This is a genomic window from Candidatus Neomarinimicrobiota bacterium (assembly GCA_041154365.1).
Classification (GTDB): Bacteria; Fidelibacterota; Fidelibacteria; order Fidelibacterales; family Fidelibacteraceae; genus Fidelibacter; species Fidelibacter multiformis.
The window spans coordinates 1,846,646-1,871,974 of sequence record AP035449.1 but is presented as its reverse complement, the minus strand read 5'-3'; the positions used below and the strand labels follow the sequence as shown (position 1 = coordinate 1,871,974).

19 protein-coding genes are annotated in these 25,329 nt (G+C 45.9%); 18 read left to right on the top strand and 1 reads right to left on the bottom strand.

Features of this window, described 5'->3' with window-relative positions; all coding sequences use genetic code 11:
• Positions 1-55: 55 nt before the first annotated feature.
• The 18 genes from strainIA91_RS07970 (at position 56) to strainIA91_RS07885 (ending at position 24,153) form a co-directional block, all read left to right on the top strand.
• The gene (locus strainIA91_RS07970; RefSeq protein WP_400166255.1) at positions 56-1,168 is read left to right on the top strand and encodes a glycoside hydrolase family 10 protein; all 1,113 of its coding nucleotides are present in this window, start codon (positions 56-58) and stop codon (positions 1,166-1,168) included.
• Positions 1,169-1,171: 3 nt separating this feature from the next.
• Complete coding sequence (hutI, locus tag strainIA91_RS07965; protein ID WP_400166254.1) at positions 1,172-2,380, top strand: imidazolonepropionase; 1,209 nt, start codon at positions 1,172-1,174, stop codon at positions 2,378-2,380.
• A gap of 56 nt (positions 2,381-2,436) precedes the next feature.
• Positions 2,437-2,868, top strand: coding sequence for a hypothetical protein (locus strainIA91_RS07960; protein ID WP_400166253.1), 432 nt, complete (start codon positions 2,437-2,439; stop codon positions 2,866-2,868).
• Positions 2,869-2,882: 14 nt separating this feature from the next.
• Positions 2,883-3,110, top strand: a complete 228-nt coding sequence (locus strainIA91_RS07955; protein WP_400166252.1) for a DUF350 domain-containing protein — start codon at positions 2,883-2,885, stop codon at positions 3,108-3,110.
• Positions 3,111-3,199: 89 nt separating this feature from the next.
• The gene (locus tag strainIA91_RS07950; RefSeq protein ID WP_400166251.1) at positions 3,200-4,003 is read left to right on the top strand and encodes an SPOR domain-containing protein; all 804 of its coding nucleotides are present in this window, start codon (positions 3,200-3,202) and stop codon (positions 4,001-4,003) included.
• Positions 4,004-4,070: 67 nt separating this feature from the next.
• Positions 4,071-6,443, top strand: coding sequence for a hypothetical protein (locus strainIA91_RS07945; protein WP_400166250.1), 2,373 nt, complete (start codon positions 4,071-4,073; stop codon positions 6,441-6,443).
• A gap of 96 nt (positions 6,444-6,539) precedes the next feature.
• On the top strand, positions 6,540-9,158 hold the full coding sequence (alaS, locus tag strainIA91_RS07940) for an alanine--tRNA ligase (protein WP_400166249.1): 2,619 nt from the start codon (positions 6,540-6,542) through the stop codon (positions 9,156-9,158).
• Between the two features lie 3 nt (positions 9,159-9,161).
• Positions 9,162-10,622 carry an aminomethyl-transferring glycine dehydrogenase subunit GcvPB gene (gene gcvPB, locus strainIA91_RS07935; RefSeq protein WP_400166248.1) on the top strand — a complete coding sequence of 487 codons (1,461 nt, stop codon included), beginning with the start codon at positions 9,162-9,164 and terminating at the stop codon, positions 10,620-10,622.
• 1 nt (position 10,623) lies between these two features.
• Positions 10,624-12,264, top strand: coding sequence for a uridine kinase (locus strainIA91_RS07930; protein ID WP_400166247.1), 1,641 nt, complete (start codon positions 10,624-10,626; stop codon positions 12,262-12,264).
• 16 nt (positions 12,265-12,280) lie between these two features.
• On the top strand, positions 12,281-13,438 hold the full coding sequence (locus strainIA91_RS07925; RefSeq protein WP_400166246.1) for a pyridoxal phosphate-dependent aminotransferase: 1,158 nt from the start codon (positions 12,281-12,283) through the stop codon (positions 13,436-13,438).
• A gap of 7 nt (positions 13,439-13,445) precedes the next feature.
• A complete protein-coding gene (gene tadA / locus strainIA91_RS07920; RefSeq protein ID WP_400166245.1) occupies positions 13,446-13,919 on the top strand; it encodes a tRNA adenosine(34) deaminase TadA in 474 nt (157 codons plus the stop codon).
• 406 nt (positions 13,920-14,325) lie between these two features.
• The gene (locus strainIA91_RS07915) at positions 14,326-14,568 is read left to right on the top strand and encodes a hypothetical protein (protein ID WP_400166244.1); all 243 of its coding nucleotides are present in this window, start codon (positions 14,326-14,328) and stop codon (positions 14,566-14,568) included.
• 91 nt (positions 14,569-14,659) lie between these two features.
• Positions 14,660-17,584 (top strand): FAD-binding and (Fe-S)-binding domain-containing protein, encoded by a 2,925-nt coding sequence (locus tag strainIA91_RS07910; RefSeq protein WP_400166243.1) that lies wholly within the window; start codon positions 14,660-14,662, stop codon positions 17,582-17,584.
• A gap of 8 nt (positions 17,585-17,592) precedes the next feature.
• Entirely contained in the window at positions 17,593-18,828 is a 1,236-nt protein-coding gene (locus tag strainIA91_RS07905; protein WP_400166242.1) for a nucleoside recognition domain-containing protein, read from the top strand.
• A 14-nt stretch (positions 18,829-18,842) separates the two neighbouring features.
• On the top strand, positions 18,843-20,075 hold the full coding sequence (locus strainIA91_RS07900; RefSeq protein ID WP_400166241.1) for a hypothetical protein: 1,233 nt from the start codon (positions 18,843-18,845) through the stop codon (positions 20,073-20,075).
• Positions 20,072-21,325, top strand: coding sequence for an efflux RND transporter periplasmic adaptor subunit (locus strainIA91_RS07895; RefSeq protein ID WP_400166240.1), 1,254 nt, complete (start codon positions 20,072-20,074; stop codon positions 21,323-21,325). Before strainIA91_RS07900 ends, strainIA91_RS07895 begins: the two co-directional genes overlap by 4 nt.
• Positions 21,322-22,677: an ABC transporter permease gene (locus tag strainIA91_RS07890; protein WP_400166239.1), complete on the top strand. Its 1,356-nt coding sequence runs from the start codon at positions 21,322-21,324 to the stop codon at positions 22,675-22,677. The genes strainIA91_RS07895 and strainIA91_RS07890 overlap by 4 nt, the downstream gene beginning before the upstream one ends.
• Positions 22,678-22,689: 12 nt before the next feature.
• Positions 22,690-24,153: a TolC family protein gene (locus strainIA91_RS07885; RefSeq protein ID WP_400166238.1), complete on the top strand. Its 1,464-nt coding sequence runs from the start codon at positions 22,690-22,692 to the stop codon at positions 24,151-24,153.
• Positions 24,154-24,421: 268 nt separating this feature from the next.
• On the opposite strand, the gene strainIA91_RS07880 is transcribed toward strainIA91_RS07885, so the two are convergent.
• On the bottom strand, positions 24,422-25,285 hold the full coding sequence (locus strainIA91_RS07880) for a ChbG/HpnK family deacetylase (RefSeq protein WP_400166237.1): 864 nt from the start codon (positions 25,283-25,285) through the stop codon (positions 24,422-24,424).
• Positions 25,286-25,329: the final 44 nt, after the last annotated feature.

Here is a 25,329-nt window from a genome sequence, read left to right as displayed (position 1 = left end):
CTCAGCGTTCATATATGGTACGTTCAAAAGGGCAGTCGTTGCGGTTGCCCTTTTTTTGTTTTCATACAACCTTCTTGATGGACAGGAAATCCACAAAGGCCTTTGGGTGTTACGTGAGGATCTTGTAACCCGGAAACGGATTGACCAATTCCTGAGTCATGCTCAAACCCTGGGGTTTACCGATCTCTTTGTCCAGGTCCGTGGCAGGGGAGATGCGATGTATCATAGTAAATATATGGAAACATCATCCCTGGTCAGGAACGGGGATTTTGATCCCCTGAAATATGTTTGTTCGGAAGGTCATAAAAAAGGACTCAAAATTCATGCCTGGTTTAATACCTATGTCCTTTATTCTAACCGTTCTGAAGATCCGCCGGATCTGCACCTGCTATCCATTTTTCCCGAATGGATTGAGTGGGACGAAAATGCTGCCAGCGACCTCGATAAACTAAAATCCTCCCACAACCACCAGCTGTTCGAAGGGGTTTATCTGTCCCCGCTTCATCCTCAGGTGAACCGCTATTTGCTTGTCCTGATGAAGGAGTTGATCAGTGAGTACAATATCGACGGCCTTCATTTGGACTATATCCGCTTTCAGGGACCGGAATTCGGGTATAATCCCGATGGAATGGATGTTTTTTATAAGAAATTTGGGGTCAATCCCCGGCTTTTCATGAAGGATGCGCCACTATGGAACGATTCCGAATCCTATACACTCTTTAAAAAACTTTATGACCAGTACCGGCGGGATGCTATTAACAAATTGCTGAAAGAACTTTCTGATTTTAACAGGCAGTTAAATATCCCCGTCATACTCTCAGCTGCCGTAAAAGCCTCTCCATCTGAAGCAAGAAATCATTTTTACCAGGACTGGGCAGAGTGGTTAAAGCAGGGTTGGCTGGATTGTGCCATTCCCATGAACTATACCACACGGGATCAGTTGTACCGTGAAAATCTTCTGGAAATCAAGGATATATTGCCAGCTCACTATACCCAACAGGTCTGGATTGGCAACGGAATCTGGAATCAGGATTATCCGGAGTTTGAAAAACAGGCAGCTGTAGCCAAATCATTAAATTTCCCCCATTATGTAATTTTTTCATATAATGTTTTAAAAGCGGATAAAGAATATTTTAACCGGATAAAAACATTTAACCTTCAGGATTGAACGATGAGAACGGTACTGAAAAACATTGGACAATTGGTTACGTGGGATGAAAATCTGGGGGAAATGGTCATACTGGAGAATCAGGACCTTGTCATTGCACTGGACAGGATTTTTTCCATCGGTCTGTCTGCTGACATACAGGATGCCCGGGAATTCGATTGCAGCAATTGTGTGGTAACGCCGGCTTTCATCGATCCTCATACACACCCTGTATTTGCGGATATGCGGCGAAAAGAGTTTGAATTACGGGTTCAGGGTGCAGATTATCAGGCCATTGCCGCTGCCGGCGGTGGGATCCTGAACAGCGTACGTTCCCTGCGAAACATGTCTGAAGATGAATTGTTCGACAGATCCCTTCCCCGGGTAAAAAAATTCCTGGAATATGGCACAGCCACCATTGAGGCAAAAAGCGGGTATGGATTGACTACAATGGATGAGCTGAAATCGCTTCGGGTGATACGCCGTTTGAATGAATCCCTCTCCCTGGATTTGATCCCGACTTTTCTGGGAGCCCATGAGATTCCAGACGAATACCGGAATCAGCGTGACAAATATATTCGTCTTATTACGGATGAAATGATCCCGGCTGTGGCAGAAGAAAATCTGGCTGTCTATTGTGATGTCTTCACGGAAAAAACTGTTTTTTCACGGGATGAGACGGAAAAAATCTTTGATGCTGCCCAGGCATACGGTCTTCGGCTGAGAATTCATGCCGATGAATTTACAGCAATTGGCGGGACTGAATTGGCGGTCTCACGTCATGCCGATTCGGCCGATCATCTTATGAAGGTTTCAGAAGAAGGGATCCGGGCATTGAAAAACAGCCATACAACAGCCATTATATTACCAGGAACCACTTTTTTCCTGGGTAAATGTGATTATGCACCAGCCCGTAGACTTTGGGATGAAGGCGTGAGGGTAGCTCTGGCTACTGATTTTAATCCCGGCAGCTCCATGACCCAGAACCTCTCCCTTATTCTCACCCTGGCCTGTGTTTATATGCATTTAAGTCCCCTCGAAGCCCTGCAGGCCGTTACCTGGCATAGTGCCTGCTCCCTTGGACTTGAGTCTGACAGAGGAATTCTGGCTCCGGGGAAACGAGCCGATATCGCTATTTGGAATGTCAGGGATTACCGTGATTTAGCCTACTGGTACGGTATGAATCATCTGAAGTCTCTTTTTAAAAATGGTGTCCGGGAAGAATATGCTTGAAATCCAGGTCAGATAAAGATATTTTCACATAGTTCTGAAAGCTTCAGGAGGGAATCTTGAAAAAATATACAGTGATTAAATACCTTATGCTTTTATTGCTTTTTACCGGACTTGCCTATGCCCAGTCTCATGGATTGTATGCCCTGATGTACAATATTCAGCGGGTGTGCAAAGCCTATCAGATTGATGTGGGAATGCAAGATATCCGGGTTGAGAAAGATTTCGAGGATAACCTGGTACTGATTCTAAAACTGGATGCCAGGAGGACAAATTACAACTCCACCATGATGACCGGTTTTTTTGCGGTGGCCAAAGCGATACGCATGACACCCAACAGTCCGGAGATTGATAAGGTTTCCCTTGAAATCAGTGTGGCCGACCGGCAATCCAACGTCATTTTTTCCACCGTAGCCCTGGAAGACCTGATTCTTCTTGAAAACGGTTCCATTACTCCAGCTGAATTTCGGAAAAAAATTGAAAGTATGTAATACAGGAGGCATCTATGCTAAGTTTTGTTGAAAGAATTGCTGAAATGGGATACGCGATTTTATGGGCTGTCACAGCATCCATCGGCTTTGCTTTTGGTGTGGGACTGGCTATCAAGGTTTTTGACTGGCTCTCAACTGAAATTGATGAATGGGAAGAGATCAAAAAGGGAAATATCGGTGTTGCCCTTATTTTTGTTGCAATGATTGTGGTCATTGGCCTGTTGATCTATCGCGTCCTTTGATGTATCTATGATATGATTCTCCTGAAAAAGCTCCCCTGTGGAGCTTTTTTATTGATGTTCATGTCCGGGGGAATCTTTATTTTTATACCATGATAAAATTTTACATAACACTCATGCTTGTTTTTGGATTCTCCGGGTTTTTACCGGCTTCACCTCTCGATATTCAGGAGATCCTGAAAGGAGAGGATTCAGCGGTATTGCGGAGTTATCTCAATGTCTATAAAGAATATGCAGCGGATGATCAGGATGTGCAGCTGCTGGATATCATTCTGGATACAGATGGTCTTTCTTCTGCACGAAAAGCCCAGAACTATATTCGTAAATACAGCACGGAAATTGAATCCAACTGGCTTCTCCTGCTTCTGGCGGATTACTATATTTCGTCAGGTAATGTGGTTTTGGCGGGAGGAATTCTCGATAAAGCCTTGCGAAGAGATCCGAATATTGCTGAAGATCGCTACTATATTCTCATAAAAAGCCGGATTGATGGAAACCTTCCCGATGCAGCAGCTCAGCCTCAGGATAAAAAACCTGTCAGCATAACTCTTGACCTGAGTGAAGCCAACAAAATGCTGGCACAGAATGATGTTTTGATTGACCGGTCTGATGAATTGCCGGGTGTGCCTGCGAAAGAACCGGACACACAAGCACAAAAGCCATCTCTCCTGTACCATCTACAGATTGGTGCCTTTTCCCGTAAAGCCAATGCGGAAGAACGGCGGGATTATTTTATCCGGGAAGGATATCCGGCCGTCATCCGGATCCGGGCAACTGAAAGCGGTACCATGTATGTCGTATGGGTAGGAGATTATCCTGACCGTGAAAGTGCCCAAAGCGCCCGGGAATTCCTTTTGAAACGGTATAGTACCGATAGTTTTATTGTCAAAGACTGAACTTTCTTACACATCAGGCTGAACAATCCGCCATATTGAACATATAAAAAGAAAACTCAGGATGTGAATGCACAAAAAAGCCCTGACTCTGTTATGGATTTTCTCACTTCTTCAGGTTGTCCCGGCTCTGAATGCGGCTGTAGGGGACTGGCAATCAGTTGGTCCAGCTATTAATGTTAAAAAGATTGTAATCAATAATTCCCGGATCTTGGGTGCCACTGACGGGGGGATCCTTTCCATCAACAGGCAGAATCCAGATCCGGAACTGCTGACTAATACGGATTTTACGGATCATATTAAAATATCGGTGCTTTTGCAGGATGAACATGGACACCTCTGGATTGGCTATGATCATGCACCATCCACCATTACCTGTCACATGAATAACGGAACAATCCGCTCTTTCGATTTCGGATTTGACCAGATTCTTGCCATGGATAGCCAGGAGAATGACCTGATTGTTGCTTATAAAAAAGGACTCACGTACGGACTGGCCCATTTTGTGACCACATCGGAGTATGTCGCTTTTCGGGACACGTATGAAAACTTTCCTGAAACCATCGATCATATTTATAGTGTGGCTGTGAGTGATTCCCTGATTCTCTTTTCATCATCAAACCGCCTGTACGCCGGAAATCGGCAATCATCCAATCTAAAACCAGCCTCCCAGTGGCATGCCATGCTGGATGAACGGGTGCTGGCCATGACTACTTTTCAAAATACTCTCTACGTTGCCCTTTCCCGGGATACCCGCCGACTCGATTCAAATGGGTGGATTTCCATCCCGGATTTTCAGGGATATACTCCCCTGCGTTTTATTTCCAGGGATGACACTCTCATGCTGGCGGACCGGTGGGGGATTTATGAACTGAACGGTGATTCATGGGACTTGTACTACTCAAGTCCCAACGCCCTCAATGATGTGGCTCTGTCCGGTGATACCCTTATACTGGCTGAGCAAAACCAGGGAATCCTCATCAAAGAAAAAACCGGGTCATTTTCCCGGAGAATCCTTCCAAATTCTCCCTTTGCCTCATTCTATAATGCCGTGGAGGTAGATGTAAATGGACACGTATATTTTGCAAACCGGGACGGCATCAGTATTTATATTCCGGAGAACCGGAGCTGGCACAATCTGATCCGTGCGGATACATTGATTCATATCCGTGAGGAGAAAAACACAAGCTCGTTTAGTGCAGACACACTGGCCTATACCACGATTTTATCTACAAGCACTACGATTTATGATCTGCTTTTGGCCCAAAACGGATATATGTATGCGACCTTTGAAGGCTTTTATATTGATTACCCCCGCCTGAATTATGATCCAGTGGTAAAACCGGGTCCACTTTTGGTGATAAACCGGGAAGATTATTCCGATTATACCATGGTGGATACCACCAATGATATCTTTCATGGATCGGAAGCTTCGGTAGGAGGGGAAGCCCGATATCTGATTCTCAGGGGAATGACTGAAACCCGGGACGGTTCCATTTGGGTGGCCAATGCCCATGCGGCCAACAACGAACCTCTGGTCCGCTTTAAGCCCGATGGGACAGTTGAAAAGTATTCTGTTACTAACTCGGAAAATGCCCTGGAAGTTCTGCCTACAGAGTTGACAACCGATCAGTATGACCGGGTATGGATTGCCCTGCAAAGTCATCCCCAAAATGATCCCATTACCCAGGGAGGCATTGCCGTCTTCGATTACCGGCGGAATGTGTGGTACCGGATTACATCCAGTCACGGCTTGACCAATGACAATATCCTGAGTATTGACAGAGCTCCTGACGGCACTATCTGGGTTGTGACATCCGGTGGTATACAGAGTATCAATCCCCCGGTTTCTATTACCCGTTTCCTGGAAGATATTATCAGCAACATCTCGTCACCTCTGCCAGCCGTTTCCGATGCCAATATTACAAAGGTTCGTATAGACGGTCGGAGCAACAAATGGTTCCTCACAAGTGACGGCGGGGTGAAGGTATACCTGGCTAACAGTACCTGGTTGAACAGCGGATATGGATATACACGGGAAAATACTCCCCTGCTGGATTCCTTTGTGGCTGATGCAGCCTTCGATGAAAATAGCGGGATGGCATATATTGCAACGGCCGGAGGCATTAATATGGTGGAAACCCCCTGGGCTGAAGAAATTCAGGGGACATCCACAATAAAGGTCTTTCCACAACCCTATGATTCCCGGGTCCATGAACGGATTATCATTGACGGACTCCCGGACCAGAGTACAGTTAAGGTTGTTTCTTTAGGTGGGGAAGTCCTGTATACTCTGGCCCCATCGTCTCCCTATCATTTCGGCAGACAAATCATCTGGGACGGTAGGCTTTACGATGGAAATCCCATAAGCCGGGGCATATATTATCTCTTTGTTTACAATGTGGATGGTGAAAACAAGACCTTGAAATTTGCAGTGCAATAGTCTGATTATGCCGATTGACGGCTTTGATTTGTAATATTCTTGCACACTTCTTACATTTACAATTCTGATGATCAATGGAAAGGATGCTCCGATATTATGAAATCTCAGGAACTTCGACGCAGCTTTATCGATTTCTTCGTCAAACAGCACCAACATACAGAAGTCCCCAGTTCACCGGTGGTTCCCCTGAATGATCCGTCCCTTCTTTTTACCAACGCCGGAATGAACCAGTTTAAGCCGGTATTTCTGGATCAGGCCGAACCGGTCTCCCCACGGGTTGTAAATTCCCAGAAATGCATCCGGGTCAGCGGAAAACATAATGACCTGGAAGAAGTGGGGAAGGATGACTATCACCATACTTTTTTTGAAATGCTGGGGAATTGGAGTTTTGGGGATTACTATAAAGGGGAAGCCATCGAATGGGCCTGGGATTTGCTGACCCGGGAATGGGGATTGTCCAAAGACAGGCTTTTCGCCACGGTGTATCATGAGGATGATGAATCCTATAAGCTGTGGAAGAAAATTTCAGGATTGCCTTCATCACGCATTCTTCGTTTCGGGGAAAAAGATAATTTCTGGGAGATGGGAAATACAGGCCCCTGTGGACCCAGCTCTGAAATTCACTATTACAGGGGCTCCATGAATGAAGGGATCGATGCCGGTCTGGTAAATGCCGGCGATTCACGATATATTGAATTGTGGAATTTGGTCTTTATGCAATATTTTCGGGATGAGGAAGGAATCCTCCACCCCCTGTCTAAAAAACATGTGGATACAGGTGCCGGATTTGAACGGCTTTTATGCACCTTGAACGGTTTGCAGAGTAATTATGAAACCGATATTTTCCAGGAGGTTATCCGGGACATAGAATCCAGAAGCGGGAAATCCTATGATGGTGGTCCGGCTGGGATGCCTCATCGGGTGATTGCAGACCATCTGAGGATGCTCTCTTTCAGTATTGCCGATGGTGCCCTCCCTTCCAATGATGGTCGTGGGTATGTCCTCCGGCGTATCCTTCGCCGGGCGGCACGCTATGGAAAGAAAATCGGTCTGAATGGTCCCTTTATCCATGCACTCGTCCCCCAATTAATCCGGACGATGGGTGATGCGTATCCCGAACTTGTCAAACATGGCGAACAGATAACAGCGGTTATCCGGAATGAGGAAGAATCTTTTCTTCAGACGTTGGACCGTGGACTGGCCATCTTTGAAGATCTTGTATTAAAGGCGAATAAAAAGGGACTTAAAACACTCCCGGGTAAAGATGTCTTCAAATTATACGATACCTTTGGTTTCCCGGTGGATCTGACCCGTCTTCTCGCTGAAGAAAAGGGGTTTTTCATTGATGAGGAGGCTTTCAACCAGCACATGGCAAAGCAAAAAGCACGGGCCAGGGCTTCAGGCCAATTTAAAGATGTTTCGAATAAACCGCTGGAATGGAAAAGTTTTGCTCCCAAAAGGGACCAGTCAGACAAAACAGAATTTGTTGGGTATGAAAGGCTCAGTTGCCAGGCAAAGCTGTTAAAGGCCGCCCATGCAAAGGGACAAACATACCTTATTTTTGACAAAACTCCTTTTTATGCAGAATCCGGAGGTCAAATCGGAGATACCGGAATTGTGGTTTTTGATAAGAAAGAGTATCCCATAACAGATACACGGAAAGAAGGCAGCCGTTTTATCCATATTGTGGATAAAAAAATCCCACTGAATCATCTTTCGGAAACGGCGACTCTTCAGGTTGTGGAGGCGCGGCGATTGGATACGGCCCGGAATCATACCGGTACCCATCTGCTGCATGCAGCCCTCCGGAATGTGTTGGGATCCCATGTTCGTCAGGCGGGCAGTTATGTGGGGCCCGATAATCTCCGTTTCGATTTTAACCATCCCCGGAAAGTGTCCCCGGATGAACTGAAGAAAATTCAGTCACTGGTCAATGAAGCAATTCTCCACAATACCCCCCTTACTGTAAAATACATGTCCTATCAGGACGCTGTAGACAAGGGGGCGATGGCTCTTTTCGGTGAAAAATACGGTCAGGAAGTCCGGACAATCAAAATAGGAGATGTCTCTTTTGAACTCTGCGGGGGGACTCACGTTCAGGCCACAGGTGATATTGGATATTTCATCATCCTGAATGAAAGCAGCATTGCCAGTGGTGTCCGGCGGATTGAAGCCGTCACAGGGCATAAAGCCAGGGAGTATCTTTCCCGCTGGCAGGATATTGTGGAAAATCTCTCCATCCGCCTGAAAACGGAAGATACATCCATCCTGTCAAAAATTGACGATTTGATGGAACAACTCAAAATCCTGGAAAAGGAAAGGGATGAACTGAAAGCACGTCTTTTGACAGATTCGGTAGAGGATTATCTGAAAAATCCTGAATATGCTGAAGAAATTCCCGTTTACACAGCCGTGGTGGATGTGGATTCCATGAATTCCCTGAAACATCTTGGGGACAGGGCCCGGGAGAAGCTGAAGACGGGGGTTGTCCTTTTTGCCACACAGAATAATCAAACAAGTCAGGTCCTGTGCATGGTTACCGATGATCTGGTGCAAAAGGGTGTGCACGCAGGGAATATCGTAAAAAAGATCGGACAGGAACTTGGTGGTGGAGGAGGAGGGCGTCCTCATATGGCGACGGCAGGTGGAAAATCAAGCACAGATCTGGCCGCCGTGTTGAAACAAGCAGTCATGTATGTAAAGAGAAGCAGGTGAGCAATGGATCAAAAGTTGTTGATTGAATTGTCAAGTGACGGGAAAAACGGTGTTCGTTTTCCTGCCTGTGATGTGGAAGAACAGAAACTTGAAGATATGTTCCCTTCAGATTATTTACGAAAATCACCGCCGGACCTGCCCCAGGTGAGTATCCCTGAAGTGGTCCGGCATTTTGTGAATCTTTCCGCCCTGAACCACCATGTGGATAAAGCCATGTATCCCCTTGGATCCTGTACCATGAAATACAATCCCAAAATGAACGAAGCCGTTGCAGGCATGACCGGTTTCACGGAAATCCATCCCTTGCAATCTCCTCAAACAGTCCAGGGAGCCCTGAAAATTTATAAAGATGTGGAAGATTTTCTCTGTGCCATCACGGGGATGGCCGGTTTTACTCTTCAACCTGCTGCCGGATCCCATGGTGAACTGACCGGTGTCATGATCATGCGCCGGTACCACCTGAAAAAAGGGAATCAAAAAAAGATCATTCTGATTCCTGATTCAGCCCACGGGACCAACCCTGCGTCAGTTGCCATCGGTGGATATGAAGCACGGCAGGTCAAATCCACTGTTGAAGGATTGGTAGATATTGAAGATTTGAAAAAAAAGCTCTCCGACGAGGTGGCGGGTTTTATGCTGACAAACCCCAATACGGTCGGACTCTTTGAGGAAAATGTGCAGGAAATCAGCCGCCTGATTCATGAAGTGGACGGACTGATGTATATGGACGGAGCCAATATGAATGCCCTTCTGGGTATTGTGAAAACGGGTCGTGCCGGCTTTGACATTACTCATTTGAATCTGCACAAGACCTTTTCAACCCCCCATGGTGGTGGAGGACCCGGAAGTGGACCGATCGGTGTGAATGAAAAATTACTCCCCTTTTTGCCCACGCCTGTAGTCCGGGAAAAAGACGGGACTTACTTTTTTGATTGGGATTTGCCTGAATCTATCGGAAAAATTCATTCTTTTTGGGGAAATTACGGAGTGATTCTGAGGGCCTGGACATATATCCGGATGCTGGGATCCGAAGGACTCAAACAGGTTTCCCGGGGTGCCATTATCAATGCCAATTATCTTAAAACACGTCTTGAAAAGGTGTATCACCTCCCCTACACCAAAAGACCCATGCATGAATGCGTTTTTTCGGGAGACCGTCAAAAGGCAAAAGGAGCCCGGACACTGGATATTGCAAAACGGCTTTTGGATTACGGCGTCCACGCACCCACAGTCTATTTTCCCCTCATTGTCCATGAAGCCCTCATGATTGAACCGACAGAAACGGAAAGTAAGGCATCTCTCGACTATTTTGCCGATGTAATGCTGAAAATAGATCAGGAAATTGACAAAGATCCTGAATTAGTAACCAACGCCCCTTATACAACACCTGTATCCCGCCTGGATGAGGGAAAAGCCAACAGGGAACTGAATATTTGCTGGCAGGATATGAACAAGGGAGACTAAGATGCTCATTCGCTATCGTTCCCAGGCCTTTAATCGTGAGCTGAAAAATTCCATCAAAGGAATAGATCTGGTTCAGAATATTTTACCGGACAGTATGGATCACATTCTGATTATGTCAGTAGATGGATCTCCTCAAAGTTTGAATTCCACCATCCTTCCGGAAGCCCGGGTTGTGGATTTTTTTGATATACATAGCGCTGCCGGAGCCAATGCCATGGCCATCAGTGCCACGGCTATCATGCTCTGTGCTGCCGAAAGCCTGTTTCCTGATGTGACCATTGCCGTGGAACATTCCTACAGCCGTGGGTTTTTCTGCAAACCCCTCTCCACGGAATTGCTGCCCGATGATTATATTCTGAAAATATCCTCAAAAATGTCCTCGATTATCGACATGGATATCGAAATGGAAGAACGGACAATGTCTATAAGTGAAATTCAGGAAATCCCTCTGGGACGTTTTAAAATCCTGAAAAAAGCACCCTTCGAATCCGTTCAGGTCTATGATATCTGTGGGTTTCCCCACTGGTTTCTTTCTCCCCTGATTCCCCGGACCAGCTATTTGAATCATTACCGGCTTCAAAGTTATGCAGACGGATTTGTTCTCCAGTTTCCCAACAGCATGTATCCCAATTCACTGCCGCCCTTTCTTGAATCCCCCAAACTCTTTTCCATCTTTCAGGAAAGTGAACATAGGGGACAGTTGCTGGGTATTAAATTCACCGATCATCTGAATGAACGGATTGAAAAGGGAGATTTCGTGGATGCCATCCACCTGTATGAAGCACTCCATGAAAAGAAAATCGCTCAGATTGCCGATGCCATCACCTTTAAGCATGACCACGTACGGTTCATTTTTGTCGCCGGTCCTTCTTCCTCCGGGAAAACCACTTTTATGAAACGTCTTTCCATTCAGCTCCGGATCAATGGTCTCCATGTAAAAAACATATCTCTGGATGATTACTATATTGACAGGGATAAAATTATGCCCGATGAAAATGGGAATATCGATTTTGAACATCTCAACATGATCGACCATGCCCTGTTGAATGAAAACCTGAATGATCTCATGCTGGGGAAAAAGGTCGTGTTGCCCCATTTTAATTTTCATACTGGCAGGCGGGAGTTGGCCAAAACGTTTACAACCCTGGGACCGGAGGATGTGCTGATTATTGAAGGAATTCACGGACTGAACCCCGAATTGACAAAGGATCTGGACCCGGAGAGTGTTTTTAAAATTTACATCAGTGCTTTGACCCAGCTCAATTTCAATGTGTATAACCGTATCAGTACGGCGGATACCCGCTTGTTAAGGCGGATGCTCCGGGATTATCAGTTCCGGTCCTATTCTGTGGAAAACACCCTGAAGCGCTGGCCCCTGGTCCGAATGGGGGAAGAACGGTGGATTTTTCCCTATCAGGAGCATGCGGATATGATGTTCAACAGTGCCCTGGAGTATGAGTGGGCTGTCTTCAGGGAAAGACTCTTACCGCTTCTGGATAAAATCCCGGTAGAATCGGAAGTCAAAGCGGAAGCTGTCCGCATCAGCAGATATCTTCAGCTCTTTTTACCTTTGCCACCGGATGATATTCCACCCACATCTATCCTCCGGGAATTTATTGGTGGAAGTTCTCTCCATAAATGATTAAATACAATTATCTATGATCGGTAAAGAGAAAATCCGTCAGTTATCCAGGCAATCCTTTTACGGACAGTGGACCATTACCCACAAAATTTCCAGGGATGTCATCAATTTTGCCATGTCCGAGCCCCATTTCCCCATGCCGGCCAATATCCGGAATGCAGCCCAGGAAATTGTCCTGTCGGAAGATTTGTCCTATACAGATACGGCCGGATTACCCCCACTTCGGGAGCTGATCGCCCAGGCCTATAAACTACCGGACAAAGGTTATGGTGTTTCGGTGACCGGTGGTGCCTCTGAAGCCCTTTTTTCCGGTGTGATGGCCTTGAGTGAACCAGGTGATGAAATTCTGATACCCGTCGTGGGGAATCCCAGTTATGAAGTGGTTGTGAGCCTGGCAGAATGTACCCCCGTCCGTTACCCCATTCAAATTGATAAACGGATCCCGGTCCTCCCGGAACGTATATGCAGCCTTTTTACCGATAAAACCCGTATGATTATTTTGAACACCCCCATGGATCCTACTGGTCAGGTGGTTGATAAGATTGTTCTGGAAAATATCGCTGATATTTGTCTTGAAAAAGGGATCCTGTGTATGATTGATGAATCGTACCGGGAAATTACCTACGAAAGCAAGGCCTTTTCGTTGTCCGGATATAATCCCAATGTCATCACTTTTACCAGTATCTCCAAACTTTTTGCCATGACCGGCTGGCGTCTGGGATGGATCATCGGCTCGGAAGAGTTGATGGAACCGGTAAATTTTTTAAGAAATTATTCCACAACCTGTGCACCAGCCATCAGTCAGCGTGTGGCTATCCGCATTCTGGAAGGTGTTGGCAGTGAACACCGGGATAAAATCCTTTCCATTCTGGCCAACCGGAAAAAACTGATGCGTGATCTGTTGACCCAGCATGAATTTTATGCCGCTACAACACCTTTGGGTGGATATTTCCTATTCCTCAATTACCAGGAGTATTGCAAAAAAACGATCAGCAGTATAGATTTTTCAAATCTTTTGCTTGAAAAGTACAAAGTAGCTGTCGTGCCGGGAATTTATTTCGGAGAAGAAGGGGAGGGGCATATCCGTATCGCTTTTGCCACGGATGAAAAATCTATTCAGGAAGGATTTGCAAGGATTCGCCAGTGTCTGACTGACTTGAATAAAAAGAATTGAAACCAGAATGACAGAGACAATCAAACCCTTTTCGCATCTCTATTGGATGCGATTTGCGTACCAGGAAGCAGAAAAAGCATTTGAATTGGGGGAAGTCCCCGTTGGGGCGGTGATTGTGCTGAATCATCACATTATCGGCCGGGGACACAATATGTGTGAGACCCTGCAGGATGCAACGGCCCATGCAGAAATTCTGGCCATTACAGCCGCATCAGATAATTTGAAATCCTGGCGCCTGGAAAAGGCAACACTCTATGTAACCCTTGAACCGTGTCCTATGTGTGCCGGCGCCATGGTCAATGCTCGGGTTCAAACGGTTGTTTACGGATTGGAAGATCCCAATGCCGGTGCCTGTGATTCCCTCTATCACCTCTGTGAAGATCCCCGCCTGAACCACAGGCTCCGCGTTCATAACGGCTATATGAGAGATCAGATAAAAGATCTGATGGAAATGTTTTTTCAACGGTTGAGAGATAAATAGTCGACAGTCGGCAGTCGGCAGTCGTCAGTCAACAGTCGAAAGTCGAAAGTCGAAAGTCGAAAGTCGAAAGTCGAAAAGTCGATTGACTAGATTGGTTTGATTGATTTGATTGACACACCAGGAGCGCAGCGACGACAATTTCAGACAGGCCACGGCCAGTCCCTACATCTTCTAATTTCTTATAAATGATTGCGGATTTTTTGTTGATCTCATGATGAGATTATTAGAGAAATAGGATATATAATTTCGATTAGGTAGCGCCCCCCACCCCGGGGGTAAAATACACCGAAATGCGACACAATGCAAGAAAATATTGCTAATCATATATGTGTTGTTTCGAATTATTTAATGGATTAAATACAGTCCTCATTTAAACTTTGCGGCAGTCATATCAAGATATCAGTTTATGAAAGATAATGGATTTGAACGCTGCGCAGCAGCGTTTAATAATTCAAGCGGCACTTTGTGCCGTTCAATTGCTTCCTGCGCTCAGCATTCCAGCACTGCTTCGCAGTGTTCAAAAAAGAAATCCAGTCACCTATTGAAATCTGCAAAGCTGGGATTGAAGATCGAACGAAGTGAGATCCTTGAAGGCTGCGCAGCAGCGATTGAACACCGCGCAGCGGCTATTGAACCCCTGAACCCCTGAACCCCTGAACCAATACAGTCTAAACGTTCTTTGAGCTTCACAAATAATCTTTTAACTTTCATTTCAATATAATGCTAAGTGGAGACAGGTTGTGATTCAAGCACTGGATGCCCTGAAAACTTCGTTAAAAGGTGATTTGTTCACGGATAATGCCACGCGGATTATTTATGCAACAGATGGATCTGTTTACCGGGAAAAACCTTTGGCTGTGGCCTGGCCGAAAGATGAAGACGATTTGAAGGAATTGATTCGTTTTGCCTGTTTGAACAGCACATCGCTGATTCCCCGCACCGCCGGGACATCCCTGGCCGGACAGGTGGTCGGGAACGGGATTGTGGTGGATGTCTCCAAATACATGACGGAGATTCTTGAAATAAATCCCGAAGAAAAATGGGTCCGGGTCCAGCCGGGCGTCATCCTGGATCATTTAAATCTTTTTCTGAAAGATTACGGACTCTTTTTCGGGCCGGAAACCTCTACATCCAGCCGTTGTATGATGGGTGGCATGGTGGGAAACAATTCCTGCGGTGCCCATCTGCCCATATATGGCAGTACCCGTGAACATACCCTGGCGGTGAAAGCCCTGTTAAGTGACGGCTCAAAAGTCGTTTTTGAACCTCTCAGTGCCGAAGCCTTTGATGCCAAAACCCGCCTGGATTCCCTGGAAGGAAGGCTTTACCGGTATATCCGGGATATGCTTGAAAATCCTGATAACCGGTCTCATATCCGGGATAATTACCCCAAACCTTCCATTCCCCGGCGGAACATGGGCTATGCCCTGGATATTCTCATGGAGATGCAACCCTTTAACGCCCAGGGAAAACCCTTTAATTTTTCATCCCTTCTGGCAGGATCGGAAGGAACCCTGGCCTTTTTTACTGAAATCACCCTGGATTTAGTGCCCCTGCCTCCAAAAGAAACAGCCGTTGTCTGCTGCCATTTTGAAAAACTCGAAGAAGCCTTTGATGCCAATTTAATTGCCCTGAAATACAAACCCGGTGCCGTGGAACTCATGGACCGATACATCATGAATTGTACAAAAGACAACATCAGTCAGCGAAAAAATCGTTTTTTCCTCCAGGGAGATCCCGCCGCCCTGATGATGGTGGAATTCCGCCGGGATTCCCGGGATGAGCTTGACACATTGACACATGCCATGGAACAAGAGATGCGCTCCGCAGGGTATGGATATGCCTTTCCGGTTTTGTACAATGAGATGACAGACAGGGTATGGGAACTCAGGAAAGCCGGACTCGGACTCCTCTCCAATATCCCTGGAGATACCCGAAGTGTGACTGTGATTGAAGATACGGCTGTGGATGTGGAAGACCTGCCCGCCTACATGAAAGCTTTTGATCAGATCCTGAAAAAATATGGCAAGGAAAGTGTATATTATGCCCACATCGGCTCCGGAGAACTTCATCTGCGTCCCATCCTTAATTTAAAGGACCGGAATGAAGTGGAAATTTTCCGTTCCATTCTCATGGATGTGGCACAACTGGTAAAAAAGTACCGGGGGTCCCTGAGTGGGGAACATGGAGACGGCCGTCTGAGAGGCGAAATGATTCCATTTATGATTGGTGATTACAACTACCGGCTCCTTCGTCAGTTGAAATATACCTGGGATCCCAACAATATATTCAATCCCGGGAAAATTGTAGACACTCCCCTGATGAATACCCACCTGCGATATGAACCGGGATTACCCCTCCGGGAAGTTGAAACTGTCTTTGATTTTTCACAGGTCCAGGGATTTGTCCGGGCTGCGGAAAAATGCAACGGTTCCGGCGATTGCCGAAAAACAGAACTGTCGGGCGGAACCATGTGTCCCAGCTACATGGCAACCCGGGATGAACATCACGTAACCCGGGCACGGGCCAATATCCTCCGTGAATTTTTAACCTATTCACCTAAGGATGATCCTCTGGACCATGAAGAAATTTACGAAATCATGGATCTCTGCCTGAGTTGTAAGGCGTGTAAATCCGAGTGCCCATCCGGTGTAGATGTGGCTAAACTGAAAGCCGAGTTTCTCCAGCATTATTATGACCTCCATGGAGCACCCTTTCGGTCCAGATTAATAGCCAATATTACAAAATTCCACCGGTTGGGATCTCTCTTTCCCGGATTGACAAATTTCTTTTTTAAAACGGGTGTTTTCCGGAAACCTTTCATGTCTATGATTGGATTTTCGACCAAACGGACTCTTCCCTTGCTCCATACCGTAACCCTGACAAAATGGATGCGCCATTATGTCCGGACACTTCAAAATGAGAAGGAGAAAAGGCGGGTTTACCTGTATAATGATGAATTTACTAATTTTCAGGATACTCCTGTGGGCATTGACGCAATCCGCCTTCTGACCCGCCTGGGATATGACGTAAAAATTCCCAAGCATAAAGAAAGTGCCCGGGCAAGTCTCTCCAAAGGATTTTTAAGGAAAGCGAAAGTCCTGGCTGAAAAAAATGTTACTCTGTTGAAAAACCTGATTTCGGAAGAATCCCCCCTGATTGGACTCGAACCGTCGGCGATTCTGGCATTCAGGGATGAATATCCGGAACTGGTGGGTGATGAGCTTAAAGCAGATGCCCAAAAACTGTCAGATCATGCCCTCATGATTGATGAATTTCTGGTCCGGGAAATGGATGCGGGCCGGATCAACCAGGACATGTTTACAACCGAAGAAAAACATATTCTCCTCCATGGCCATTGTCAGCAAAAGGCCGTGGCATCTACGGCTCCAACGTTGAGGATGCTCGCTTTTCCCGAAAATTACAAGGTGAGTGAGATTCCCAGTGGATGTTGCGGGATGGCCGGATCATTTGGATATGAAAAAGAACATTATGAGGTATCCATGAAAGTGGGAGAACTTGTTCTTTTTCCTGCTGTCCGTAAGGCAAGCCCCGATACTCTTATTGCGGCTCCGGGAACCAGTTGCCGGCATCAGATTCGCGACGGAACCGGCCGGATTGCTTACCACCCCGTTGAAATACTCTATCAGGCTCTTAAGAAATAGGATTTGTTATGGTATTGAATGTTATCTGGATCTCCTTTTTTGTCATTGCCTGGCTTGTGGGACTGGGACGCCTGATTTTCCTGGGGGATACCCAGATTTTCCCCGATCTGATCAACAGCACTTTTGAGATGGCCAAGACAGGACTTGAGATCTCATTGGGGTTGGCCGGCATAATGACACTCTGGTTGGGACTCATGAAAATTGCGGAAAAATCCGGATGTATCCGGCTGCTTGCCCGGGCTGTTAATCCTCTCTTCAGCCGGCTTTTTCCCGGTATTCCTTCAGGACATCCTGCCTACGGTTCCATGTTAATGAATATTGCCGCCAATATACTGGGGTTGGAAAATGCAGCTACGCCTTTGGGGCTGAAAGCTATGAAGCAGCTTCAGGACCTGAATACGGAGAAAGATACGGCGACGGATGCCATGATTATGTTTTTGGTGATGAATACATCCGGACTTATGATTCTGCCGGTGGCTATCATGATGTACCGGGCTGAAATGGGTGCAGCTGCCCCGGCAGATATTTTTATTCCCATCCTCATTTCCACCTTCTTCTCTACCTTTTGCGGCATCCTGGCCGTGGCCTTCCGCCAAAAAATCCGACTTCTGGATGGAGTCCTTCTGGCGTATCTGGGTGGATTTCTCCTTTTTGTCGTTGGCATGATTGCCTTTTTTTCTACCTTAACCCCTGAAATGATTAACCAGATTTCCCTCATTGCCGGTAATCTGATCCTTTTTTCTGTGATTATTTTCTTTATCGGGATGGGTTTCCGGAAAAAACTGAATGTGTATGAAGTTTTTATTGACGGTGCCAAGGAAGGATTCAGCACGGCCATTGTCATTATTCCCTACCTCATCGCTATATTGGTTGCCGTCGGCGTCTTCCGGACTTCCGGAGCCCTGGAAATGCTGATTGATCTGTTGGGAAGGGGATTTTTTGCCTTGGGATTGAATACAGAATTTTTACCGGCTTTACCAACAGCCCTGATGCGGCCCCTCAGTGGAAGCGGTGCACGGGGACTCATGATTGAAGCCATGCAGCATCATGGCCCCGATAGTTTTGTGGGAAGACTGGTGTGTATTATGCAGGGTGCAACAGATACCACCTTTTATGTGATTGCCCTTTATTTTGGCTCAGTAGGTGTGCGGAAAACCCGCTATGCCGTATCAGCCGGACTCACCGCCGATTTTGCCGGTGTGATTGCTGCTATTTTTGTAGCTTATCTCTTTTTTAGCCCGTAACGGAGGTATTATAGATGAAAAAAAGTCTGTGTGTACTGTTTTCTGTATTTCTTTTAATCACTGGGCTTTTTCCCTGTACTTCAGCGGTCATTACCGGGAACGCATCGCTCACCGGCAGACCTATGCTGTGGAAACACCGGGATACCGGCGCTCTGGAAAATAAAATAGTCCATTTTATGGGTGAAAAATATGCCTGTACTGGAATCTTCAATGTAAACGATACCCTGAATCATCAACTCTGGATGGGCAGCAATGAAGCCGGTTTTAGTATCATGAACACGGCGTCCTATAATGTAAATGCTGGTGTAGAATGGAAAAAACAAAGGGATCAGGAAGGACTTTTTATGAAAAAAGCCCTGGGACAATGTGCCACTGTGGATGAATTTGAAACCTTTCTTAAATCCCAGTCGGGAAAATGGGGCGTTGAGGCAAATTTCGGTGTTATCGATGCGAAAGGTGGCGCAGCTTATTTTGAAACCGGGTTTTATAACTATGTAAAATATGATGCCAATGATAAAATAGCAGCTCCTGAAGGCTATCTGATCCGGACAAATTTCTCTTTCTCCGGAGAACCGGAAGACGGCCAGGGATATATCCGGTATGCCGAAACGGCAGATCTTTTCCGACGGGAAATGCTGAAAGGAGGCCTGAGTGTGGAATTTATCCTGAAAAAGGCAACCCGGAATATGCATCATGGCCTGATGAAACGGGATATTTGGGATACTTACTTTCCCGAAGACTTTCAGGATGAATACATGGTATCACTGCAGGACTATGTGGTCCGTTACTGGTCCGCTTCGGTGTTGATTGTAGAAGGAGTAAAACCCCATGAAAACCCTGAAGCCACAACATTGTGGACTGTTATCGGATTTCCCCTCACCTGCGTGGTCACACCGGTATGGGTGGGTGGTGGAAAGGAACTGCCTGCCACGATCCAATCGACGGATGGTGGAAATCCTCCCCTGGTGGATTGGTCCCTGAAATTGAAAGAATACTGTTTTCCTTATGAAAAAGGGAACGGGGAAGCCTATATCAATACAGCCCCCCTGAAAAATCAGCAGAATACAGGATTTTTGCAGAATCTGATCCCCCGGGAAGATGCCATCATATTAAAAGCCAGGACTTTGCAGGAACAATTCTATAAAAAGGGTGTAAATCAAAAAGATATCAAATATTTTAACACGTGGCTGGATGGCTATATCCGGTCGCTTTATGAGTCAAGCATTGAACAACTGGGTCATCCATGAAACGTAAAAACATTCTTCTGATTCTTTTTATTGTTCTCGTTATTGTCTTTCTTTTTTACCGCTTTCTGACACCTGAGGTAGAGAGTACGGAAATAATTATCTCTCCAGATACAGGTCCATTCCGTGTTACAATTACAACCACCGGAGAGCTGAAGGCAAAAAATTCCACAGAGATCCGAGGTCCTGCCAATTCCAGAAGAGCCAGGATTTATGAGATGAAAATCCTGAAATTGGTCCCGGAGGGGACAGTGGTGGATTCCGGTGATTTTGTGGCTAGTCTGGACAGATCCGAATTGGAGAGCAAGATCAAAGATGCCCAGCTGGCTATTCAAAAGGCTGAAAGTCAATATCAGCAGGCAAAGCTGGATTGTACACTGACATTGGCAAATGCCCGGAATGAACTGATCAATCTGGAGTATGCCCTGGAAGAACGGCTTTTAATGAAAGAACAGGCCAAATATGAAGCTCCGTCTGTTGCCCGGCAGGCTGAAATTGATTATGACAAAGCAGTCCGTGCCCTGGAACAGGCAAAAGAAAACTATAAAACCAAAGTCAAACAGGCGATTGCCAAAATGTCCGAAGTGGATTCAGACCTCCGGAAAAACCGGAATGAGTACCAGGAATATCTGGATCTGATGAAGGAGTTTACCATCTATGCTCCCGAAAAGGGGATGGTGATTTACAAAAGGGACTGGAACGGGAACAAGATCACGGAGGGTTCTACGGTGAATGCCTGGGATCCGACAATTGCCACCCTGCCGGATCTGAGTGTGATGCAGTCCATTACTTATGTCAGCGAAGTGGATATTCAAAAAGTGAAAACAGGGATGCCGGTGGAGGTTGGTTTGGATGCTGATCCATCCAAAAAATTGACGGGGGTGGTTACATCAATTGCCAATATCGGCGAACAGCAGCCTAATTCAGACTCCAAGGTCTTTGAAGTGGAGATCGAAATCAATGAATCCGATTCTACCCTTCGGCCGGCCATGACTACCAGTAACACCATCATCATTGCGTCCCTGGATTCTGCCCTCTATATCCCCCTGGAGACATACCATGCAGAAGATTCTCTGGAATTCGTGTATAAAAAGAGTGTCTCCGGTACAGTGAAACAGGAAGTGGAAACCGGCCTGAAAAATGAAAACGAAATAGTGGTTATTCGTGGATTAAAGCCCAGGGATAAAATCTTTTTATCGATTCCAGAAAATCGGGATGACCTTGAAATCATTTATCTATCGGATTCTCCATGAGTTTGCACTATCACTGGTCTGTTCAAACCCTTTTGAATTTGCATATTGCTTTAGATGCCATCCGGCAGAATAAGCTGAAATCCCTTTTAACTTCTTTGGGGATTATTTTTGGGGTGGCCAGTGTGATAGCCATGCTGGCGATTGGATCTGGCGCCAGACAGGAAATATTGGAACAGATGTCCCTGCTGGGTGTGAATAATGTCATTATCCGGCCTGTTATCGAACAGGAAGAAGGGCGTGTACAGGATGAGTCGGACACTCAACAGACCCGCAACGGCGAAAAAGAGATTAAATTCTCCCGGGGATTAACCCTGGAAGATGCCGAAACCATACAATCTACGGTTCCACATGTGGATTTTGTGAGTCCTGAAATTGTATTGGAAACTACCATGATCCGGTCGGGATACCGCCGTTCAGGAAAGCTGGTGGGCGTTCACAATGAATATTTCCGAACCACGGATTTTGAAATACTGGAGGGGACTTTTTTTACGGAGAATCAGCAGCAACAGGCTTTGCCAGTCTGTGTGGTCGGATATGACATCGGTGTCCGCTTTTTTCCGGGAGAAAATCCTATAGGAAAAAAAATAAAATGCGGAAAGAACTGGTTGACGGTTGTGGGTGTGTTGAAAGAGCGGAGAGTGTCTGAAGAATCTTTTGAGCATCTGGGATTGAGAAATACCAACCTGGATATTTATACCCCGGTGAAAACCGTTTTACTCCGCTATATTGACAGATCTCGGATTTCTCCTCAGGACATCATGGCTGCCTCACGGCAGAGAAGCCGATCCCAGGAGACAAATTATCACCAGATCGACCGGCTTGTGGTCCGGGTAGATGATTCACAATACATCACCACGGTTTCAGAAATTATCGCCCGCATGCTGGCCCGCCGGCATTATGATGTGGTGGATTTTGAGGTGATCGTTCCCGAACAATTGTTGCGGCAGGAACAACAGACCAAACGAATTTTTAATATAGTCCTGGGAGCTATTGCTTCCATCTCCCTGGTCGTGGGAGGCATCGGAATCATGAATATTATGCTGGCCTCGGTAATGGAGCGCATCAAGGAAATCGGTGTCCGCCAGGCCCTGGGTGCTACACGTCTGGATATCATGCTTCAGTTTCTTTTGGAAGCCATTACAATTTCGGTTACCGGGGGAATTATTGGAATCTTTTTGGGAATTTTTCTCAGCTATCTGATAGAAGAAATTACTGGTATAACCACGGTAGTTTCTACGATTTCCATTGTTGTCTCTTTTGTGGTTTCCATCTCGGTTGGACTCATTTTCGGTAGTTATCCTGCCAATCAGGCGGCCAGGAGGGATCCTATTGAATCCTTAAGATATGAATAGGTGAGTTTTTATATGCGATATCCCATCCGTTTTTTTATGTGTTTTTTCTGTCTTTTATTCCTGAGCGGAGCTTTGTTATCAGCAGAAAACAGGGAAATCATTGAATTATCTTTAGATAATGCCCTGGACTATGCCCGGGTTCACAGTCCCAATCTGGAAATGGTCCGTCAGAATTTTCTGAATTCCCGGTGGAATTACGAAGCTTTTATGAAAGATTATTTTCCGGAGATCTCATTATCCGGTAATATCCCGGGTTTAAACCGGAGCATCAGAAGTGTTCAGCAGCCGGATGGGACCCTTTTATACCGGGCACAAAGCCAAACCTACGGAACGGCGGCTTTGGAAGTTCGTCAGAAAGTCCGCTGGACCGGCGGAACCTTATCCATGAGTAGCGGACTTGAGCGCTTTGATAATTTGAATACTAGCAATTTTTACTGGCGGGCTTCTCCCTTTGTGGCTTCCTACCGTCAACCTCTTTTTACCCCCAACGCCATGAAATGGGAACATAAGCTGGAAACAATCCAGTACGAACTGGCCCGGCAGGCTTTTGAAGAAGATGTCAATTCACTGAATGTCCAGATTGTCAACGCTTTTTTCAATACCTATATCGATCAGATCAACCTGGAAATTGCCCGGATAAACTATACAGTGAATGATACGGTGTACAATCTTTCCAGAAGGCGTTATAGTGTGGGTAAAATCGCCGAAAACGATTTGCTGCAAAGTGAGCTGGAACTCATGAAAGCCGAGACAAACCTGGAATCGGCCCAATTTGAGCTGGAAAGATCCATGAACGAACTCAAAATGCTTCTGGGCATGCCCGAAGAGATGGAGTTTAGTATTACTGCCCCGATGAAAATTCCGGATGTAGAGATTGACCGGGAAGAATTTCTTTCAAAAGCCCTTGCCCGTTCTTCTGAAATTTTACGGGATAGCCTCTCGGTGTTGTCAGCCGAACATACCCTGAATGATTTGAAAGCCAAGAGAAGAATCAGTGCCGATCTGACCATGAGCTTTGGTTATAACCAGACCGGAGAAAATATTCAGGATTTATATGAAAAACCCTTTGACCAGGAACAGTTTACCATGGGACTTGATATTCCTCTTTTTAACTGGGGAAAAAACCGTGCCGAGATCAAAGCCGGTGAATCAGCCCTGAAATCAGCACAAATCCGGGAAAATCTGACACGAAAACAAATCCGGGAAGATTATTCCAATGTTTTAAAGCAGTTCGATCAACTGAAAAGACAAGTCCACATTGCTGCCCAGTCAGATACGGTGGCCCAACGGCGTTTCGAGGTCACCAAAAACCGCTACCTCATCGGGAAAGTGGATATAACACATTTGTTTATGGCCCAGCAGGAACAGGATTTAGCCCGAAGGACCTACATCCAGACGCTGAAAAACTTTTGGATCTCGTATTATCAGATCCTTGGTATCCTGAATGGCGAAATGGCAAACAACCCCGAACCTTAGTCCGAAGGATAGGAATACACAACATATTAAAAATAATATAATCTTGCATTTGGTCCGGTTCGGGTTTATTTTATCCCCGGGGGGCTACACGCATAAATAAAATTCTATATAGTGAGAGTAAAATTTTATAAATTCCCATTACCCATATTCACTTGCCAATCCATGAACCCAAAAATCCATCAACACCGGATAAAGTAAATTCCCACCGTCCCCATCCATGTTCCCACATCTCAACGCCTCAACAACGTCTCAACGTCTCGTCTCAACGTCAAAAAGGATTCTCTAACGCCTCAACACCTTTTTCATCCAGAAGTTGATCATACATGAGAATGTTCAACTTTTTCTTTTTCAGAAGGGATTGAAAAGCTTCAGATTTCAGGGCATTTAGTTCGGCTTGCCGGTGTCGGCTCATTTCTTTTAGTCCCCAGGGATGTGTATCCGTGAGGGCATTCATTTCAGGTGTCGTTTTTCCAATATGACAAACAAGCAAGTATGTCCCCGTATCCGGCAGATTTTGAATGTAGGTGACCAGAGAATCGGTTTTATGGTGGATATCCACGGCATACACACTCGTCATATCTTCTTCGCCATAGAAACGGGAGATGCCAATCTGATATTCCCTGGCCAGTTTCATCAGGAGGCTTTGATACTCAGGAGTTGAGGCAGCGGTGCCCATGTGATAATCCATGTAGGAAATGTCTATTCCGGAATTCATAGCCCGGTCAAGCTGGGCCCGAAGTTCTTTTTCCACTTCTGCCAGAACCGGTTTGTTGGCTTCAAAAAGTGCCCGTGTTGGAAAGAAAAAACCGTTGGAATCCACCAGACTCGGTACACTTCCCTGACCTGCAACAGGTCCCCATTTGTATTCCTGCCATTCACTATTCAAAGTCAGGTGGACACCTGCACTGACATTATCGTATTCATTTAAAATACGAATACCTTCCAGATACCATCCACACGGAAACATGACAGAGCAATTGATAGGGAGCCCGGTATCTAAAAGCTCTCTGACAGCCAGGTTTACGGAATGGTTCATGCCGATATCATCACATCTGATAATCAAATTAGCAGCAGCCATACCGGGCACATGGATACATAAAACAAGCATAAAGCCCAAAAGGATTCGTTTCATGGGAAATTCTCCGTTTAGTTGATGGATTAAAATTATGAAACAGT